The organism is Bacteroidales bacterium (assembly GCA_012517825.1).
GTDB lineage: Bacteria > Bacteroidota > Bacteroidia > Bacteroidales > JAAYUG01 > JAAYUG01.
This window is the reverse complement of the sequence record JAAYUG010000115.1, coordinates 20826-41192: the sequence shown is the minus strand read 5'-3', so window position 1 is coordinate 41192 and position 20367 is coordinate 20826. Positions and strand designations below refer to the sequence as shown.

Sequence of the window (20367 nt, the reverse complement as noted above, 5' to 3'; positions counted from 1 at the left end):
CTTCATGATAAACAACAAAGTCATTACCGTAGTTTTACCGGCTTATAATGCAGAAAAAACCCTGGAACAAACCTACAGGGAGATTCCGTTTGATATAGTGGATCATGTTATTCTGGTTGATGACCATAGTACCGACAATACAATACAGGAAGCGGAACGCCTTGGAATCCGTCATATCATTCGCCACGAAAAAAACAAAGGGTACGGCGGAAATCAGAAAACCTGTTACAACAAGGCTCTTGAGCTGAATTCCGATATCGTTGTTATGCTGCACCCCGATTACCAGTACACACCCCGCCTGATTCAGTCAATGTGCTATCTGATTGCCAACGAAGTATACGATGTCGTCTTCGGTTCGCGCATTCTGGGCCGAGGTGCCCTCAGGGGCGGAATGCCTCTTTACAAATACGTTGCTAACCGTATTCTTACGTTGGCGCAGAATGTCCTTTTGAATCAGAAGCTTTCCGAATACCATACCGGCTACAGGGCCTTTTCGCGCCGTGTGCTCGAAAAGGTCAACTATAATGCCAATTCAGATGATTTTGTGTTCGATAACCAGATGATAGCCCAGATTTTTATGGCAGGTTTTGAAATTGCTGAAATTACATGTCCTACAAAATATTTTAAGGAAGCTTCATCCATTAATTTCCGCAGAAGTGTTGTCTATGGTCTGGGCGTACTCAGGGTCAGTTTTCAATATTTTCTGCATAAAACAGGCCTGAAAAAATATCAGTATCTTATTCCGTTGTCATGATCATTAAGACCACAAGCTATCCGCGTGCTGCTCTCATCGGAAATCCCTCCGACGGTTACTTTGGTAAAACGATCGCTTTTGTTTTCAGTAACTTCAGGGCAGAAGTATTGCTCTACGAATCGCCTGAGATAGAGATTGTGCCTTCTGTGTACGATTCACTCGTGTACAGCAACATCCAGAAACTGAACGATGACGTAAAGGCATATGGTTATTACGGGGGCATTCGACTTATCAAAGCCACCATTAAAGTGTTCTACAATTATTGCCTGACAAAAGGCATTCAACTGCCGGAAAAGAATTTTACTGTCCGCTATCAGTCCGACATTCCATACGGTCTGGGCCTGGCCGGGTCAAGTGCTATTATTACAGCCTGTATGAAAGCCCTGATGAGTTTTTACGAGGTATCTATCCCAAAGCCCATTCTGGCCAACCTCGTGCTCAGTGTGGAAAACGATGAACTGAAAATAGCAGCAGGACTTCAGGATCGTGTGGCTCAGGCCTATGAATGCCCTGTGTATATGGATTTCAACAAAAAATACATGGATCAACAGGGGTACGGAAAATATGAACCTTTCGACCCCGCCCTTCTTCCCGATCTCTATATTGCTTATCGCACCGACCTTTCAGAAGGTTCTGAAGTGGTGCACAATACCTTCCGGGAAAGATACCATGCCGGCGATCCTCAGGTATTGGATGCCATCAGGCAGTGGAGCGAGCTAACCGAAAAAGCTTATGAATTCCTCCTGCGCGGCCAGAAAAGCCGCCTCGGTCAGCTTCTGAATGAAAATTTCGACCTTCGAAGAAAGGTGATGCCTATCAGCAAAGGCAATATTCTCATGGTTGAACTGGCCCGTTCCGTGGGGGCTACCGCCAAATTTACCGGTTCAGGAGGCGCTGTCATTGGTACCTACGAGGGAGATTCCATGTTCCATCAGCTCGTCGAAACAATGGCACCGCACAGAATACAGGTAATAAAACCCGCCATTGTTTATAATATCTGAAGTTTTTTATATATTGCAATTGATTCCGTGTACGTACACGGAAAATGTAATAATATGATAACCAAAGCAGTAATACCCGCGGCCGGTTTCGGTACCCGGTTTCTTCCGGCTACAAAATCACAGCCAAAAGAAATGCTTCCGGTGGTCGATACACCGGTAATCCAGTATGTGGTTGAAGAAGCTGTTACATCCGGTATTACCGATATCCTCATGATCATCGGTAAAGGAAAGCGAGCCATTGAAGAGCATTTTGACCGGAGTTTCGAACTCGAAAACCAGCTCATGGAAAAAGGAAAAACGGATGAGCTTGCTACCATCCGCGCAATTACCTCGATGGCCAATATCCATTTTGTGTGGCAGAAAGAACTTAACGGACTTGGTGATGCGATCCGGTATGCCCGCGATCACGTTAATGGCCAGCCGTTTGCCGTACTTCTCGGCGATACGCTGATTGATTCTGATCAGGGCCCTGTAACCCGCCAGCTTGGAGCACTTTATGACAAATACCAACATCCGGTCGTTGCTCTGGAAGAGGTCGATCCTGCTGTTGTGAGCCGGTACGGAGTTATCAGCGGAACCGAAATTGACCGGGATGTTTATCTCATCAACGACTTTGTCGAAAAACCACCGGCCGATAAGGCACCCTCCAACCTGGCCATTGCCAGCCGCTACATTCTTACACCTGATATTTTTGATTACCTTGACACCATTCCTCCGGGCGTAAACAATGAAATTCAGCTCACCGATGCCCTTCGCCTTATGGTTCGGACCAGGCCTGCCTACGGACTCCGTTTTGCCGGACAGCGATATGATATTGGCAGTAAAATTGACTTCCTGAAAACAAATGTTATTTACGGTGTAAAACATCCCGAATTTGGCGTCGAATTCCTTGAATGGCTCAAAAAATATATTGCGAAGCAAACAACATCTTAATAATTTTCTATGAAGCACTTTATAAATATCAAGAAATTAACAGTCGTAGCAACCGGAATGGTTGTCTTTGTCCTGGCCGCTTCCTGTTCGTCTGCTCCTTCGGTTGAAAAAACTGGCTGGTATCAGCTTTTTAACGGAAAAGACCTCAGCGGATGGGTTCAGAAAAACGGAACCGCTGAATATAAAGTTGAAAACGGTGAGATTGTGGGAACCACCGTGCTGAAAAGTCCCAACAGTTTTCTTTGTACCGAAAAGGAATTTGACAACTTTATTCTTGAACTTGAGTTCAAAGTTGATTCACAGCTTAATTCCGGCGTGCAAATCCGGAGCATCAGTTCTCCTCTCGTTATGAACGGCCGGGTACATGGTTACCAGGTGGAGATTGACCCTTCTCCCAGGGCATGGACCGGCGGAATATATGATGAATCCCGCAGAGGCTGGTTGTATACTCTTGCCGACAATGAACCTGCCCGTAACGCATTCCGGCAGGGAGAATGGAATAAATTCAGGATTGAAGCCATAGGTGATACCATCCGCACATGGATCAACGACGTCCCTGCTTCCTGGTTGCTGGATAACCTCACTCCCAAAGGATTGATTGCTCTGCAGGTACATTCGGTGGGAGATGATGCGTCAAAGGTTGGGCTTCAGGTTCGTTTCAGGAACATCAGAATACGTACCGACAGTCTTGATTTCTACGGATTTCATGGAGACCCAGGCATCCGCCAGGTGAACATGATTCCCAATACGCTGAGCGATTGGGAAAAAAATCATGGCTGGAAACTTCTTTTCGACGGAAAGACGTCCAATGGATGGAGGGGAGCATATAAGGATAAGTTCCCTGAAAAAGGATGGAAAATTGCTGATGGCATGCTGACAGTTCTTCCTTCCGGGGGCGCTGAATCTGCCAATGGAGGCGATATTGTTACCGTGGACAAATATTCTGACTTTGATCTGACCCTGGAATTCAAAATTACCAGGGGAGCCAACAGCGGCATAAAATACTTTGTTACCGAATCGGAACACAACAAAGGTTCTGCTATTGGGCTGGAATACCAGATTCTGGATGATGAAAACCATCCTGACGCCAAACTGGGAAACCATGAAGGAAGCAGAACTCTTGCCTCCCTTTATGATCTGATCAAGGCCACTAACAAACGGGTCAATGCGCCTGGTGAATGGAACCAGGCACGCATTGTTTCCAGAGGAAACCACGTTGAGCACTGGCTGAACGGCTTTAAAGTTCTTGAATATGAGCGCGGTTCAGCTGAATTCAGAAAACTGGTTAGCGAAAGCAAGTACAAGGTCTGGAAAAACTTCGGCGAAGCACCCGAGGGGCATATTTTACTCCAGGATCATGGGGATGAGGTCTCCTTCCGCAGCATCAAGATAAAACAACTGTAACTGAAAAATCTATATTTTGGGTTCTATCAAGTAATAACCTGCTAATCAAATACAATATGAAAACAGACAGAAGGAAGTTTGTAAAAGTTATGGCGGCCGGAACAGCCGGGGTCGCCCTGGGGGGCATCAGTCTTCCTGCCAGCGCCTACCAGCGCATTACAGGTGCAAACGACCGTATCCGTGTTGGTATTGTTGGCTTCTCTGATCGTGCAAGATCATCCCTAATACCGGCCTTTCTTGCTTCGGCCAAAGACCTGAATATGGAGATTGTAGCGGTTTCTGACATATGGAGTCGCCGGAGAGAAGAAGCGCAGGCCTACTTTGGCAGACAGGGGATTAAAGTAGCCCTGGCCCGCAACAATGAGGAGTTATACGAAAGAAAGGATGTGGATGCTGTTATTATCAGTACGGCCGATTTCCAGCATGCCATGCATACCATCGAGGCAGTTCAGGCAGGAAGGGATGTTTATGTGGAAAAACCCTTTGCCGAAACGATGGAAGATAACAGAAATGCCCTGAAGGTCGTGCAGGAATCGGACAGGGTCTTCCAGATTGGTTCCCAGAGAAGATCGGCTGACAATTATATTGCTGCAGCCGAATTTATTCAATCAGGTAAGTTTGGTGATATCGTCATGGTGGAAATGACCTGGAATGTCAATCAGCCGGGGCGGTGGAGAAGACCCGACCTGGTAGCCTCCATTAAGGAAGAAGACACCGACTGGAAACGTTTTCTCATCAATCGTCCTTATGTTCCATGGAATCCAAGGTACTATCTTGAGTACCGGCTGTTCTGGCCCTATTCATCAGGGATTCCCGGCCAGTGGATGTCGCACCAGATTGATACGGTGCACTGGTTTACCGGCCTTCCCCATCCCCGCTCGGTGGCAGCAAACGGCGGAGTTTACCTCTGGAAAGATGGCAGAGCCAATGCCGATACCATGACGGCCGTATTCGATTATGGCCCACTGGATGATCCTTCCCGCGGATTCCAGGTGGTATACTCCTCCCGTTTTACCAATTCCTATGGCGGCACCAAGGAACTGTATTTCTCCAATGGAGGAATGCTGAACCTTGATCTGAACAAAATTACGTCCGACGGCGGACTGCAGGAAAGTGAAGCCAGGGCTATGGGCATGAAAGCCAATCTGCTGAAAGAACAATCTCTGCCGCAGATGAAAGTGGTCACCGGTGCCAATACCGGCGCTGATCCGATGACAAATGCTCATATGCGCAACTGGATGGAATGCCTGCGAAGCCGCAGGAAGTGCAACGGAGATGTGGTAGCCGCCTACAACCATTCAATTGCCAATATCATGGTTACGGCTGCCCTTCATACCGGAGAAAAAGTCACCTTCGACGAGGAACGGCAGGAAGTGCTGGCCGGTGGCAGGGTATTCACCATGTGATCTGATTTCCGGTGATTTTACCTTGTCAATTTATACTGTAATGCCAAACATTCAGCCATCAGATGATACACCTAACGATGGTGTGTAACATTAACCCATATGAAAAACAATATATTCTTTTTAACAGTTTTGTTAATCGTAACCATGGTTTTTCCGGTCATGACAGCATGCCAGAACTCTGGAGGAAAGTTAAAGGATCGGGGGTATTCTTTTGTCAATGATACCACACAGGCAAAGATTTTAATTTATTGCGGACAAAACCTTTTTTCTGCTTTCTGGTACTCTGACACGCTCGAGAAACCGTTTCTTTATCCGGTGCTGGATGCGTCGGGGCAAAGAATAACACGGGCGTTTCCGCTTGAAAAGGTGGCCGGCGAACGAACCGATCATCCGCACCATGTAGGGGTTTGGTTTAACTATGGAGATGTCAATGGATTTGATTTCTGGAATAATTCGTACGCCATACCACCGAAAGAAAAACCGAAGTACGGGCGAATTGTAGTTCAGGGAATACCAGCTGTTTCCTCAGGCAACGGAAAACCTTCCTCACTTTCATACAGTGCAGTGTGGCGCACAGAAACAGGCAAGGACCTTCTGTACGAATCAACCCGGTATGTATTCGATGCCGGCGATTCAGTGCGCATCATTAAACGCAATACCCGTTTGCGTGCACTGAATGAAACGGTGGTATTTACTGACAACAAAGAAGGAATGCTGGGTTTAAGAGTAGCCCGTTTTCTGGAAATGCCTTCCACTGAACCTGTTGTGCTGACTGATTCGCATGGAAAGATTACTTCTGTTCCTGTAGCCGACAATTCGGGAGTTACGGGAAATTATATCGGCAGTTCAGGGAAAGAAGGTGATGCAGTATGGGGCACACGCAATAATTGGGTTACCTTGTGCGGGGAAAACCAGGGCAGAAAAGTCTCCGTCACCTTGTTTGACCATCCTTCCAATCCGGGGTATCCGGCGCACTTTCATGCCAGAGGCTATGGTCTTTTCGCAGTCAATAACCTCGGACAGCAGGTGTTTAATCCAAAGGAAGAAAAACAGATTTTTACTCTGAAACCGGGCCAGGAAATGGTTTTTAACCATATGATCGTCATTTGTTCCGGAAAATGGCTTTCTCGGGAAAAAGCCGACAAGCTGTTTTCAGGTTTTTCCCGGGAACAACCGGGCAAATAAACCTGCATGTGCCCAAATGGCCGCTTTCACATTGTTTCAGCCGGATCAATCCGAATGCCTGCACATAAGGCCGGCATACTGGGGTTTGTAGTTTTGATGCATACTCCGGGATAAAAAGATTTTTTACAGGAAGGTTGCTGAAATATACCGGAGGCTCACGCAGAATTCAGCTGAGTTCCGGTATTTTTCTCAGAATCTCCTGCAGCTGTTCCTTGCTTTCAATTCCAATAGTAAAGCTGTCAACATAGTTCTGATTCAGGATAAACCGAAGGCATTCATCCACGCGGTTTGTGAGGGTACCTCCGCCAAAAATCTTCATTCCGATGATTCCTTTGCCGTCTGATTTCATCTTTTTGAGAAGAGGAATTACGGTTGGAACATCAGCATCCATATTGTCTCCGGTGGGATTGATTCTGGCCAGGTCAACCTGAACCCAGTCGCTTTCGGCAGCGGCCTTCAGAGCCTTCAGGGTATGACAGGATACACCGTGGGCCTTAATGATTCCTTTTTCCCTTGCTTCTGAAAGATATTCCATTGCACCTTTTTTCTTTTCCGGCCAGTTTCCATCAAGCATGCAGTGAAGAAGAACGATGTCAATATAATCTGTGCCGATTTCGGAACGAAATCTGTCAAGATCAGCCTTCATTTCCTCCCGCGTTGAAGCATGGGTTTTTGTGAGGATGACAATCTTTTCGCGCGGCACGTATTTTAAAGCTTCTCTGAGATGGGGATGGGTTCCGTATTGATCAGCAGAATCCCAGAAACGAATGCCCTGATCATAGGCATAGTGAAGCAGAGAGGCCAGTCCCTGAATACCAAGCGTACGGGTTTGATTTGACTGCTTGTTCCAGCCCGATGTGCCTGTTCCCATTGCCATGCGGGTAACTTTAAGGCCTGTATTTCCTAAAATTATCTCATCAGAAGCTTTTTTCCCAAACAGGGACGGAAGGGTGGAGGCAGTAAATGACGGAAGAGAAATAACACCTGCTGACAACGCTGAATTGCGGATGAATTTCCTCCGGTTCATAGTCTGGTTTTTCTGATAAACATTTACCACAAGACTTTGTTCATGAATAAGCTATTACTTTTTGCTCCTTGTTGCTCTGATACGCCATTTCAATAATCCGGATTACTTTTGCTGCCTTTTCCGGAGTTATGATCAGTTCTTCTCCCTTTCTAATGGCATTGAAAATGTTATCGTAAAAGGCAAGATAATTGCCTGGAAGGGTTTCAATTTTGCCCCGGAAATGCGTTCCGTTAATGGTGGTATTTAGAGTTCCCCAAAATTCAGGCGGTTCAGTACCCCAACCGGGAGTGCCGGGCCATTTTCCCGCTTTCATGGCCTCTTCCTGCGGATCCTGGCCCCACTTCAGATAGGAACCTTCTGTTCCATGCAGTATGTACCGTGGTCCGGGTTCCTTTACCAGATAACTGCTGCGAAGCAGTACCTTAAGCTCAGGATACCCCAGAAAAATGTCGAACGTGTCATCAACGCAACTTCCGGTCCTCTCTGCCCTGATATCAGCAAATACAGTCTTTGGTTCCCCGAAAAAATCAAGCGCTTCATAGATCAGGTGTGATCCCAGATTATAGACTGTGCCGGTACCAATGCCAGCTTTTTCTTTCCACGAGTCCTGCAGATAATTTCTGAACCGGTCAAAATGGGATTCAAAAAGAACCAGCCTGCCCAGGAGCTTTTCAGCAAGAACCTGCCGCACGGTCAGAGACCCGTTGTCCCAGCGGCGGTTATGAAATACACTGAGGAGTTTCCCTCTCTCTCTTGAAATTCTGATCAATTTATCGGCTTCTCCCGAAGTTATCGTAAATGGCTTTTCTACAACCACATGCTTGCCGGCCTCCAGGGCAGCTTTTGCCATTTCGAAATGCAGGTAATCAGGCGTGTTGACAACAACCAGTTCGATTTCCCTGTCGTTGAGAAGGTCTTCATAGGTAGAATAGGAATGAATATACGGATATTTCTCTGCTGCTTTCTTACGGCTTCTTTCGCAAACTGCCCTTAGTTCAAACCCTTCATGCACATGCAGCAGCGGAGCATGAAATACTTCACCCGACATGCCATAGGAGGCCAGTCCAACCTTAATCGTTTCTTCCATAGTATCCATAATTTTCACTAAAATACTGTAACTGCCCAAAACTCCCAAAAAAAATCAAAAAATTCCGTGTGCTTAATGGTTTTTGGTGCGAAACAATATCTTTGTCTTTTCCATAGAAAAAGTAAGGCTTGGCAGCAGTCTTTCATACTACCATCGGGGCTATGGCATCCCGTCTCGATCTTGTCATTCCGGGAATTGCCGGAAAACAGGGAGATAATGTGGCCTTAAAAATACGGAGTGAACTTAACCGGCTGGAAAATCTGCTTAATCCATACCTCAGCGATAGCATCATTGCCAGAGTGAACCGTTTTGCTTATCATCATGAAGTGGAAACAGGAAGCGAACTGATTCATCTGCTGCACCGGTGCATCCGGTATGTTCAATTTACCAGCGGACTATTCGATATATCAATGCTCAGAACCAAACAAAGGCTGAAGGAATATGCCTATCCTGATGATTATGCTTCTGGGCGTCAGCAGGTATCAGCAATAACCTCCGTCATTTTGAACGAAGAAAAGAATACCATCCGCTTTCTTTCGCCCGATGTTCAGATTGACACGGGGGCTTTCGGAAAAGGTTATGCCCTGGACCGTATCCGGAGCATTCTGTCGGAAGAAGGCATTGCAAATGCTTTTTTAAGCTTCGGCGAAAGTTCCTTGCTGGGTATGGGGCTTCATCCTTCAGGAAATGCCTGGAAGATTCGTCTGAATGTGCCGGGAAATGATGCAGAATGCGAAATATCTCTTTCAGATGCATTTGTTTCAGTATCAGGTAATGTTCCGAAATTTGCGGAATCACCCCCTGAGCAGAAGGTCCATATTATCGACCCCCGGACAGGAAAGGCAGTAAATACCACCGGTGTGGTTGCTGTGGTGGCAAAATCAGGTCTGGAAGCAGAAGCATTGTCCACAGCTCTGTTTCTTGCTGATCCTGATGACTATCAATCCATCATGAAGGCTTTTGATTGTTCTCTGGTGTATCGGCTTATGCCGGATAAGGCAGGAAAGATTACCAAATATTCTTTTAAAAATTCAGATCAATGAGCAGAGATTTACCAGAATCCGGACGAAGGGAATTTCTGAAGACATTTTCGCTGATGGCAGGCGGAACAGCATTGCTGTCAACATTTCCTTCAATGGCGAAGCTATATGCATCTTCTGTTAATAAATCCCCTTCGCAACCGGTTGTCCGACTGGGTGTTATCGGCACCGGTTCACGGGGCCAGTATCTTATGCAAATGCTTCAGAACGTTCCCGATACCGCAATTGTGGCGGTATGTGACGACTTTAAACCCCACCTTGATCAGGCGGTTGCCCTTACCGGAGGCAAAGCATCGCCCTACTCAGATTACAGAAGGTTGCTGGAGCGAAAGGATGTTGAAGGGGTTATCATTGCTGTTCCCTTGCATCTTCATGCCGCGATTGCAATTGATGCCATGAAGGCCGGAAAGCATGTTTTTTCTGAAAAAAGCATGGCAAAGACAACGGATGAATGTGCTTCCATGCTCAAAGTGCATTACCAGACAGGCAAAATCCTTCAGATAGGACATCAGCGGGTTTTCGATATCCGGTTTGTCAGGGGTGTTCAATGGATCAGGGACGGACACATCGGGCCGGTTACCCAGATCAGGGCATGGTGGCACAGGAATAATGACTGGAGGAGAGAGGTAATTCCTCCATCCACTGAACGAAGGACAAACTGGCGGCTATACAGGGAATACTCCTGCGGGCTCATGACAGAGCTGGCCAGCCATCACCTTCAGGTAGCCAATTGGGTGCTGGATGCACATCCCGTTTCGGTTACCGGAACAGGCAGTATAAATTACTGGAAGGATGGCAGAGAAGTGTTTGATAATGTTGCTGTTATATATACCTATCCCGGTGGCGTGCAGTTTATATACGATTCTGTGATCAGTAACAAAAAATATGGTCTCGAGGTGCAGGTTATGGGACCCCTGGGAACCGTAGAGATGGAAGCCGGGAAATATTTCCTTGAGAACCCGCCCCCAGCCCCGGGAATCGTTCAACTCATCAACTCAATCGAAAAAGATTTATTTGAGGTGGTTCCGGTTGGAGGTCCCAGTTGGGTACCTGAAAATCCATCAGAAGACAAAGGAACTTATTTTATCAATAAAATTCTTTATAGTGACGGCTCTGATATGCAGCTTGTTGCTTTTGCCGAAGCGGTAAGACAAAATAAAATCGTCCCCGGTCTGGCCGAACAGGGCTACCTGGCCGGAGTGGCAACCCTCCTGGGTGATGAGGCTACCCTCACCGGAAAAACTATTTACTGGCCTTCCGAACTGGAAGTGGAAGCCATAAAAAAGACTGCAGAAATTTAAAAGTAAGATAAGATGCATTTAATACTAACTGATTAACATTGCCATGAAAGATACAGTGATTACGGCCCGTCAGAAAATTAACGAACTGCGGATAGTATTGATTTGTTATGCACTGGCAAATCTTTTTAATGTATGGGGAATTCTCAGATTCCATACACCATGGAAGGAGCTCTTTACCGCACAGTTATGGGTACTGGCCGTCACAGGTTTTCTGTATGCCCTTGTGTGGATTGCTCGGATTATCTGGTGGATTGTCAGGTACATTCTGAAACGTCCCCGTAGCTGATGAAAACGTTCATTACAGTAATGCAAATAAATAATTCAAAAATTTCATTCTATGAAAACTTTATTTCGGATTTTGGTGTTTGCCTTTGCAGGGCTGATCGTGTTTTCGTGTAACAAACCGGCAAGGGAGGAAGAAAGGCAAAATGTCATACTATTCATTGGTGACGGAATGGGCCTGGCGCAGCTCTGCGCAGCAAGCGGTTCTGTGGCCGACGCACTGAATATAGAGCGGTGTTCACATGTTGGTCTGATGAAGACCCAGTCGCTGGATAATTACATTACCGATTCAGCCGCAGGAGCAACAGCATTTTCAACAGGACACAAAACCAGGAACTCATATCTGGCAGTGGATTCTACCGGGAATCCCCTTAAAACCATTCTCGAGTTTGCTGAAGATGCAGACCTCTCAACGGGTCTGGTAGTTACCTGTGCAGTTACACACGCTACCCCGGCAGCTTTTATTGCACACCAGACAGGCAGGGAGAACAATGAGGCCATCGCAGCTGATATCGTCAAGACCGATGTTGATGTTCTCATTGGAGGCGGAAGAAAATATTTCGAAACTCGATCCGATGGAAGGAATCTGATAGCTGATCTCACATCCAGAGGATATACCGTTCCTGATTCGGTTTGGCAGATTCCATCATCCCTTCCCGGGAAACTGGCCTGGTTCAGAGCTTCCGGCCATATGCCCGGCGCCTTGAACGGAAGAGGGGAGGCCCTCGCTGAATCAGTTCGGCTTGCACTCAATATCCTTTCCAACAATAAGAAAGGTTTTTTTCTGATGGTCGAAGGATCTCAGATTGACTGGGCATGCCATTCAAATGATTCCTTATGGCTGGTGAAAGAAGTGCTGGATTTCGATAAGGCAGTGGGAGAGGGGTTGAAGTTTGCCGCTAACAGCAAAAACACAACAGTTATTGTACTGGCAGACCATGAAACTGGCGGAGTGAGCCTGCCTGCCGGAGATCTTAAAAATCATACTGTCAGCATCCGCTTTTCCGCTCATGATCATACCGGAATCATGGTGCCGGTTTATGCTTTCGGGCCCGGTGCATCCCTCTTTACAGGAATCTATGACAACACCGATGTGTTCCATAAAATGATGCACCTGTTAAAACTGGAAAAATAAGGCAGAGTAATTTGGAAATTCTGATTATTCCGTATTTTCAAACTGTCCGGCAAAAACCCCTGGCAGGCTTCATTAAGCAGTTAATGGGCAAAATATTCTTCAGGCAATAAGTATCGGTTGGTTCAACCGAAGTACCATGAATTAACAAATTCAACCAGGCTATAGCAAAATTACTTTTAGAGGAGATTAGTCAATAGAAACACAAAAAACATTGTTTCTATTGACTTATCGAGGTAATCCCGCCGTATAAAATCTGATGAGATTTTGTTCGTCGATTCGTTAATTGAGTTTTTCAATTGACGAATTTGGATTCAATAAAACACTGTACTTTTGCCTGAATTTTTTTTTATGATCAGGGGCAAACATGATGCGCTTTTTCAGCCGGAGAACGGATGGAAACTTCCTTTGGTAGAGGAATTCTATACCATCCAGGGCGAAGGTTTCCATACAGGAAAGCCGGCCTATTTTATCCGTATTGGCGGTTGTGATGTGGGATGCGAATGGTGTGACACCAAATTTTCATGGAATCCGGCCCTGCATCCTCTGGTTCCCATAGAAAATATTGTGGAAAAGGCTGTGGCCTGTCCTGCCAGGGCAGTTGTAGTAACAGGAGGCGAGCCTCTTATGTATAACATGGAACCTCTTACAACTGCACTCAGGGCGAGAGGTATCTCCCTGTTCCTTGAAACATCGGGTGCCTATCCTTTAACAGGGCATTGGGACTGGATTTGCCTTTCTCCCAAGGAAAATATGCCTCCTCTGGAAGAAATCTATGAAAAAGCCAGCGAACTGAAAGTAATAATCAGGGATACCGCCGATTTTGCCTGGGCCGAAAAAAATGCCCGCAGGGTCAAAAAAAACTGCTATCTTTATCTTCAGCCGGAATGGAGTAGATATGAGAAAAATATACCGGAAATTGTTGCGTATGCCAAATCTCACCCTGAGTGGAATATTTCCCTCCAGGCCCATAAGTTTATGCACATTCCCTGATAGAAATGCTCCTATGCAGTATTTTTTCAGATGTTTCCGTATAACCACATTCCTTGCAGTCATCATCTGCCTGTCAGTATCTTCAGCATTCTCTCAGAACCAGTACACTACAACGTCAAAAAAAGCCGTTCATGCTTTCAATATAGCTCTTCAGGAGTATCAGTCACGAAACTATTCCGTTGCTCTCGATTATATTAAGCAGGCGGTTGATATTGACAGGTCGTTTGCCGAAGCCTGGTTTCTGATGGCTGATATTTATGCCGAGATGAACAATAATCAGGGTATCATCAGTACCCTGAAACACATTCTGGAAGAAAAACCCGATCTGTTTCCGGCCGCCTGGTACAATCTGGGCAAGGCGCATTTTTCTGAAGGCGGATACCAGGAGGCGAAAAGTGCTTTTCTCCGTTTTCTTCAGTACAAAGGACAGAATGAATCGCTGGTTCAGCAGGCGAAGTTTTATCTGCGTTCCTGCGATTTTGCCCTGCAGGCCGTGGAAAATCCGGTACCGTTTGTGCCGGTCAACCTGGGTGACAGTATTAATACGGCATACGATGAATACTGGCCAAGCCTTTCCGTTGATGAGCAGATTCTTGTTTATACGGTTCTGCTTCCGGTGAATATGAGAATACAGGGAAAACAGCGAAGCAGGCAGGAGGATTTTTATGTGAGCTACTTCAGAAACGGTTTCTGGAGCAAGGGTGTTGATATGGGGCCTCCCCTGAATACCCTTGATAATGAAGGTGCCCAGACGCTTACCCCTGATGGCCGCACCATGTATTTTACAGCTTGCAACAGGCCCGATGGAAAAGGCCAGTGCGATATTTATGTATCCTACCATCAGGGTGAAAAATGGACCGAGCCGGAAAATCTCGGAAGTCCCGTTAACACCTCAGCCAGTGAAAAACAACCATCCATTTCGCCCGACGGGAAAACCCTGTTCTTTGCATCCAACCGGCCGGGCAGTAAAGGCGGGCTCGACATCTGGTTCAGTACAAAAAATGAAGATGGTTCCTGGCAAAATCCCGTGAACATGGGCGACAGCATCAATACCCCGAAGGATGAACAATCGCCTTTTATTCATGCCGACAATACTACTTTGTATTTCTCTTCCAACGGACATATTGGTATGGGAGGATTTGATATTTATATGACACGCCGCAGAAAGGATAGTACCTGGTCTGCACCGGTGAATCTCGGATATCCCATCAATACCTGCCGCGACGAAATTGGACTGATCGTCAATGCTTCAGGTAACAGAGCCTATTTCGCCACCAACCGCGAAACGGCCCGGGGACAGGATATTTATTACTTTGACCTGTATCCTCAGGCACGGCCTGTCCCGGTCTCTTACATAAAAGGGGTGGTTACGGATGCAGTAACCGGTGCACCACTGGAGGCCAGCTTTGAGCTGATCAACCTGAAAACTTCGCTTTCTTTGGTTACGGCAAAATCAGATCCGGTTACGGGAACTTTCCTTGTCGCCTTGCCTCCTGGCTTTAACTATATGCTGAATGTTTCAAAACAGGGCTACCTTTTTTATTCCGATCATTTTGCCCTGGCCGATACGTTCACCGAAGCAAAACCTTTCCTGATGAGAATAGCCCTGCATCCTGTCAAACCGGGTGAAAAAGCGGTTCTGAAAAACATATTCTTCGCATGGAATTCGGCGGAACTTCAGCCGGAATCCTTCGCCGAACTCAACAAACTCCTTTCCTTTATGCGTGAAAATCCTGAGGTGCGGATCGAGGTGAGTGGCCATACCGATAATACCGGTTCTCCGGAATACAACCTTAAACTTTCCCTTAACCGGGCAAAGGTGGTTGCCGATTATCTGATTAAGAACGGAATGGATCCTTCCCGCATTGTTGCCAGAGGATATGGAGAAAAACAGCCGGTGGCAGGAAACGACACCGAAGAGGGAAGAGCCCTTAACCGACGTACCGAATTCAGAATCCTCGGAAAATGAAAGTGCATGTTTGTATTTTGCTGATTCATGCCGGGTATATGGATTTTTTATTGAGTATTCTGTATGAGAAAAGAAATTCTATGGCTCGTCTTTATTCTGCATGCGGCCGTTAGTGCATTTCCCCAGAAGCCAGATCATTTTGGACCATTCCGGGTTGTTTGTCTTAATCCGTCCACACCGGTAAAAGACCAGTATAAAACCAATACCTGCTGGAGTTTTTCCGTTGTCTCTTTTCTTGAATCGGAATTGTTAAGAAAGCTGAAGGACACCTTCGACCTCTCCGAAATGTACTTTGTGCGGAATGTGTATGAAAAAAAAGCAGAAAAGTACTTCAGGATGCATGGAACAATAAGTCTGTCAGGTGGAGGTGTTCTGAACGATGTTATGGATGCCGTTCCTGCGGTCGGAGTTGTTCCCGAACAGGCCTATCCTGCCGGCAGGACAGGGGGTTCCCTTCAGGACCATACCCTGCTGGATAAAACGGTTAAAAGCTTTATGGAAACGTTGGTAAATGATCAGGTTGCCTTTACCGATACTGCATGGAAAGGCAGGTTCAGCGCACTTCTTGATGACTGGCTGGGGGAGGTTCCTGATCATTTTTCCTGGAAGAGGCATTACTTTACTCCGTTTGCGTTCAGAGACAGCCTCGGAATAGAGCCTTCGCACTACATTGAATTAACTTCTTTTCTTCATCATCCCTGGTATTCCGAATTTCCTATTGAAGTACCCGACAACTGGAACTGGGCCAGTGCCTGGAATGTGCCTCTGGATGAACTGGAGCAGACAGTCCGCCATGCTCTGTCATATGGTTATACGATCGCATGGGCAGCTGATATCTCAGAACCCGGGTTTGATTGGAAAAATGGGATGGCCTATCTTTCCGGAGAACCGGTTCCGGCGTATGCCGGGCAAAGTGCCGGTGCTCAGGATGAGTCCTGCGATAAAATTTCCCTTCCTTCTCAGGAACCTTTTGTAAATCAGTTATTCCGTCAGAAGGAATTTGACAGGTATGCAACTACCGACGACCATGCCATGCACATAATCGGAATGGCTGAAGATTCGACAGGCCGGGTGTGGTACATTACAAAAAACTCATGGGGTACGAGGGGAACGAAATTTAATGGGTATTTGCTGGTATCCGGGCCCTATTTCAGGGCCAAAACCATTTCCATTTTAATGCCGAAGGAAGCAATGCTCGATGAACTAAAACGCAAACTCCATTTGACAAAATAACATATAGAATATGGAATGCAACAAAAACAGAAATGCATCATGGTGCAATTGCACCTATCCCTGCTCTTCCAAAGGTATCTGCTGCGAGTGCCTGAGAAACCACCGGCTGAACGGCGAACTGCCGGCCTGTTATTTTCCTTCCGATGCTGAAAAGACCTATGACCGCTCCATCGAATGCTTCATATCACTCTATCAGAAAAGAGGAGCATGGTGGAATTGAAAACAGAAAAAAAAAGCGTAAAAATCCTAAACTGATTTCTACGCTTTTGCTGCAGACTGGATCTATGAAAAAACAGAAGGTTTAATGAGTAAGAATACGCCTGGCTTGTTCGTCAAGCGCATCTGTCATAAATGGTATACCGGTTACTTCGGCCGTTTCCCTGTTGGAGGCAATCAGGTCATCGCGCGCAATTTCGGAAATTCTGAACTTTCTGGCGCCGGCCATGAATTGTTGCAAACCGCATTTAAGTTTGTCCATGTAGGTATACATAGCTATGGCACCATACGGGATGACCTTCATTTCTTCGTTTCCTACAATTTTCTTTACTTCTTCCCATCCGGCAAATATTTCTTCAGGATATTTTCCGATTGCAGTAACCGAAGGTGGTAATTCCGTCCAGTGGCCGCTCAGTTCTGCTCTTTTGTCGGGCTTAAAGACCCCTTCGATATTACTACCTACAAACCCGCAGATCATGGGAGCCCTTCCCATACAAACCAGTTTTGTGAAGGGAGCACCAAGGGCGAGCGCTTTGAAAATGTGATCTTCTCTTGCAAAGCCTCCGGCCAGAGAAATGTCCGGAACCTTCTTCCCCCTGTCGGCCAAAACCTTGCAATATTCATATGTCTTGGCATGAAGCGGGAGAGAAGGGATTCCCCAGTGCTGCATCATATTCCATGGACTCATACCAGTTCCACCTCCGGCCCCGTCAACTGTAAGTAAATCCAGACCGGCATCCGACGAAAAACGGATGGCCATGGCAAGGGCTTCCATTCCGTAGGCTCCTGTTTTCAGGGTAATTCGTTTGTAACCCAGTTTCCGCAGATAGTCAACCGACTTCATGAATGAAGCATGTACCTCTTCCGGTGTCGATAAATCTGTGCCTCCCAACCGGCTATGACGGGCAAACGAAGTAATGGCCCTGGCTTCAAATGCCGCCTGAACCGAAGGGTCATACGGATCGGGATCAACCAGATAGCCCCGGTCCTTCAGAAATTTGGCATATTCAATGCTGTCAACCTGAATTTCACCTCCAATGTCTTTTGCCCCCTGACCCCACTTCAGCTCAATGATTACTTTATCACCGTATTTGTTGATAACATACTCAGCAACACCGTTCCGTGTGTCTTCAACGTTCATCTGCACAATAATGGCTCCGTAACCATCATAATATTTCAGGTAGGTTTCAATCCTTCTGTCGAGTTCCGGAGCCTTCTTAATTTTTCCGTTTTCAATTTCTGATGCCTTATCAACCCCTACTACATTCTCACCAACCACAATGGGAATACCGCATAGTGCCGCACCTACAGCAAAGGAATTCCAGTATTTGGCCGCTACAAAGGTGGAACCAAGAGCTCCTGTCATTACCGGCATTTTGCATTTGGTTATAACTGTATTCCCGAAACTCGTTTCCACACTGGCGTGTGTAAACAAACACTTATCAGGATTCTTATCGGCAATCCCCCTCGCTCCGTATGCATATCCCTGAATACGAATGGCATGATAACCAATGCCCAGAGAGGTAATATGATTTCCTCCTGCTGTGCTGTCGCCGAAATTGCGCGGATATAAAAGCTTCCTCCCGACAAGGGATGAAGTCCACGTTTCACAGGTTCCTTTGCAAGAAGCCAGACATAGAGTACACAGACTCGATTCCCCCGGAACTCCCCTGTTGACAGTTCCGATGGAATCAATGTTTTTTAGCCAGTAAAACATAATTCCCTCCTTTATTTAATGTGTTAAATTGTATAAATATGCACTTTAACGAACAAAAATAATGAATGAAATCATTATTTCAAAGTCAAGAGGTTTATTTAGAATGTATATTTATGCATTTAATGGCTTGATGCCTGTATGTCTTGGGAGAAAGTTGCGTTGGATAAATATTAAGAGAAGTCTCTTTTCAGGCACTTTAAAAAAAATCCCGGTGAGGGAAAACACCGGGATTCCACCATGCAAAAAACTTTTTTCTTTTGTTTGATAAGATCTTACAAGGAAACTCTTATTTACCCAAGGATTCAAACACTTTTTCTTTCGGTAACTTCTTGGTGCAGAAGAACCAGTCATAGCATTTCATGTCCTCTGATTTTGCTTCCATACGTTCCTTGGCTGTACCACATGAGCCGGCAGGAGGAACTATCACGTCGTCTCCCGGTCTCCAGTCGGCGGGTGTAGCTATTCCAAATTTGTCGGCTGTCTGCAGAGCAATCAGTACCCGTTTCAGTTCATCAAAGTTTCGGCCCAGGGACAGAGGATAGTATATAATGGTACGGATAATCCCTTTCGGATCGACAAAAAATACTGCCCGCACTGCTTTTGTATTGCTTTCCCCCGGTTGAATCATTCCGTATTTCTTCGCTACTTCCATTGTAATATCCTCAATCAGTGGAAAATTCACTTCCACATTCTTCATTCCCTTGTACTCAATTTTTTCCTTGATGGTCCTCAGCCAGGCAATGTGGCTGTATAAACCGTCAACGGATAACCCCACCAGAGAGCAATTCAGTTTTTTAAACTCCTCTTCCATGGAAGCGAAGGTGATAAATTCCGATGTACATACCGGTGTAAAATCAGCAGGATGACTGAAAAGAATGACCCATTTCCCTTTATAATCATTGGGGAAATGAATCTCACCCTGTGTGGTCACTGCCTTGAATTCAGGTGCCGGATCGCCTATTCTGGGCATGGGCGTAAATTCACGAACTTCTGTGTTTTCCATAATGCATTGGTTTTAAATTAAACAATAAAATTTACTTATTTTTTTCTTTGTTTCTGATAGTATCGCTGTTCTTTTTCCTCCCTTTAATGTGCACTTCGATGTCATCGATCCGGAAATCAGAAATTCCCTTGTCCCTGAAATAGCTCAGCAGTATCCGGTCCAGTTCAGGATCAGGATAATCTTTTATTTCTCCCGAATCAACAAAATGAAGATGATGATGCTTTTCCACCGCAAACTCGTAACGCAACGGTAACCCATCACTCATCACGTTTCTGGCCAGGCCTTTTTCCAGAAATACCCCAAGAATATGATAAATTGTGCCTTGTGCAATCTCAGGGTGGGTTTTATGAATATATCCGGTCAATTCATCAGCTGTCGGGTGATTGTTCAGGTGAATCAGGGCTTCCAGAACAATGCGCCGCTGTGTAGTGCATTTAAGGCCAGCTTTCTTTAAAACATCCGGAATATTCATAAGAAAAATTCTTAAAAAAGAATTATTCAAAATTAAATTAAATAGGTTAAAATCCAGAGCAAAGAATTATGTTGTACAACATAAGTCGGTTACAGAAAGTTAAGCCGGAGGACTGCGCTAAAGGCCAGTCCACTGCACATTGGTTCGTTTACACTCCTGATGTGCAATCCGGAATAAATAAATCAGCCGGCTGACGCACTGGTCAACCGGCT

The 20367-nt window shown here is 45.9% G+C and carries 19 protein-coding genes; 14 read left to right on the top strand and 5 right to left on the bottom strand.

Annotated elements, in window-relative coordinates; translation table 11 throughout:
• Positions 1-4: 4 nt before the first annotated feature.
• The 6 genes from GX419_08095 to GX419_08070 all read left to right on the top strand — a co-directional run bounded on the left by GX419_08095 (position 5) and on the right by GX419_08070 (position 6683).
• Positions 5-754 (top strand): glycosyltransferase family 2 protein, encoded by a 750-nt coding sequence (locus tag GX419_08095; GenBank protein ID NLI24648.1) that lies wholly within the window; start codon positions 5-7, stop codon positions 752-754.
• Entirely contained in the window at positions 751-1755 is a 1005-nt protein-coding gene (locus GX419_08090) for a GHMP kinase (protein NLI24647.1), read from the top strand. The genes GX419_08095 and GX419_08090 overlap by 4 nt, the downstream gene beginning before the upstream one ends.
• Positions 1756-1809: 54 nt before the next feature.
• On the top strand, positions 1810-2688 hold the full coding sequence (galU, locus tag GX419_08085) for a UTP--glucose-1-phosphate uridylyltransferase GalU (protein ID NLI24646.1): 879 nt from the start codon (positions 1810-1812) through the stop codon (positions 2686-2688).
• Between the two features lie 9 nt (positions 2689-2697).
• On the top strand, positions 2698-4092 hold the full coding sequence (locus tag GX419_08080) for a DUF1080 domain-containing protein (GenBank protein ID NLI24645.1): 1395 nt from the start codon (positions 2698-2700) through the stop codon (positions 4090-4092).
• Positions 4093-4148: 56 nt separating this feature from the next.
• On the top strand, positions 4149-5498 hold the full coding sequence (locus GX419_08075) for a Gfo/Idh/MocA family oxidoreductase (protein NLI24644.1): 1350 nt from the start codon (positions 4149-4151) through the stop codon (positions 5496-5498).
• Positions 5499-5597: 99 nt separating this feature from the next.
• On the top strand, positions 5598-6683 hold the full coding sequence (locus GX419_08070; protein NLI24643.1) for a hypothetical protein: 1086 nt from the start codon (positions 5598-5600) through the stop codon (positions 6681-6683).
• A 166-nt stretch (positions 6684-6849) separates the two neighbouring features.
• Here GX419_08070 and GX419_08065 read toward each other — a convergent pair whose 3' ends face one another.
• Both GX419_08065 and GX419_08060 read right to left on the bottom strand, forming a co-directional pair.
• The gene (locus GX419_08065; GenBank protein ID NLI24642.1) at positions 6850-7710 is read right to left on the bottom strand and encodes an aldo/keto reductase; all 861 of its coding nucleotides are present in this window, start codon (positions 7708-7710) and stop codon (positions 6850-6852) included.
• Positions 7711-7750: 40 nt separating this feature from the next.
• Positions 7751-8797 (bottom strand): oxidoreductase, encoded by a 1047-nt coding sequence (locus tag GX419_08060; protein NLI24641.1) that lies wholly within the window; start codon positions 8795-8797, stop codon positions 7751-7753.
• Between the two features lie 128 nt (positions 8798-8925).
• On the opposite strand from GX419_08060, the gene GX419_08055 reads away from it, so the two are divergent.
• The 8 genes from GX419_08055 (at position 8926) to GX419_08020 (ending at position 16967) form a co-directional block, all read left to right on the top strand.
• A complete protein-coding gene (locus tag GX419_08055; GenBank protein ID NLI24640.1) occupies positions 8926-9840 on the top strand; it encodes an FAD:protein FMN transferase in 915 nt (304 codons plus the stop codon).
• Positions 9837-11138 (top strand): Gfo/Idh/MocA family oxidoreductase, encoded by a 1302-nt coding sequence (locus GX419_08050; GenBank protein ID NLI24639.1) that lies wholly within the window; start codon positions 9837-9839, stop codon positions 11136-11138. Before GX419_08055 ends, GX419_08050 begins: the two co-directional genes overlap by 4 nt.
• A 43-nt stretch (positions 11139-11181) precedes the next feature.
• Complete coding sequence (locus GX419_08045) at positions 11182-11424, top strand: hypothetical protein (protein ID NLI24638.1); 243 nt, start codon at positions 11182-11184, stop codon at positions 11422-11424.
• 51 nt (positions 11425-11475) lie between these two features.
• A complete protein-coding gene (locus tag GX419_08040; protein NLI24637.1) occupies positions 11476-12555 on the top strand; it encodes an alkaline phosphatase in 1080 nt (359 codons plus the stop codon).
• A 348-nt stretch (positions 12556-12903) separates the two neighbouring features.
• The gene (locus GX419_08035) at positions 12904-13545 is read left to right on the top strand and encodes a 7-carboxy-7-deazaguanine synthase QueE (GenBank protein ID NLI24636.1); all 642 of its coding nucleotides are present in this window, start codon (positions 12904-12906) and stop codon (positions 13543-13545) included.
• Positions 13546-13558: 13 nt separating this feature from the next.
• Entirely contained in the window at positions 13559-15514 is a 1956-nt protein-coding gene (locus GX419_08030) for an OmpA family protein (protein ID NLI24635.1), read from the top strand.
• Positions 15515-15577: 63 nt separating this feature from the next.
• Positions 15578-16747, top strand: a complete 1170-nt coding sequence (locus GX419_08025) for an aminopeptidase (protein ID NLI24634.1) — start codon at positions 15578-15580, stop codon at positions 16745-16747.
• A gap of 10 nt (positions 16748-16757) precedes the next feature.
• Positions 16758-16967 carry a hypothetical protein gene (locus tag GX419_08020; GenBank protein ID NLI24633.1) on the top strand — a complete coding sequence of 70 codons (210 nt, stop codon included), beginning with the start codon at positions 16758-16760 and terminating at the stop codon, positions 16965-16967.
• A gap of 81 nt (positions 16968-17048) precedes the next feature.
• On the opposite strand, the gene GX419_08015 is transcribed toward GX419_08020, so the two are convergent.
• The 3 genes from GX419_08015 to GX419_08005 form a co-directional block, all read right to left on the bottom strand.
• A complete protein-coding gene (locus tag GX419_08015) occupies positions 17049-18680 on the bottom strand; it encodes an FMN-binding glutamate synthase family protein (protein NLI24632.1) in 1632 nt (543 codons plus the stop codon).
• A 286-nt stretch (positions 18681-18966) separates the two neighbouring features.
• A complete protein-coding gene (locus tag GX419_08010) occupies positions 18967-19683 on the bottom strand; it encodes a peroxiredoxin (protein NLI24631.1) in 717 nt (238 codons plus the stop codon).
• Between the two features lie 31 nt (positions 19684-19714).
• Positions 19715-20155: a transcriptional repressor gene (locus GX419_08005; protein ID NLI24630.1), complete on the bottom strand. Its 441-nt coding sequence runs from the start codon at positions 20153-20155 to the stop codon at positions 19715-19717.
• Between the last annotated feature and the right edge of the window lie 212 nt (positions 20156-20367).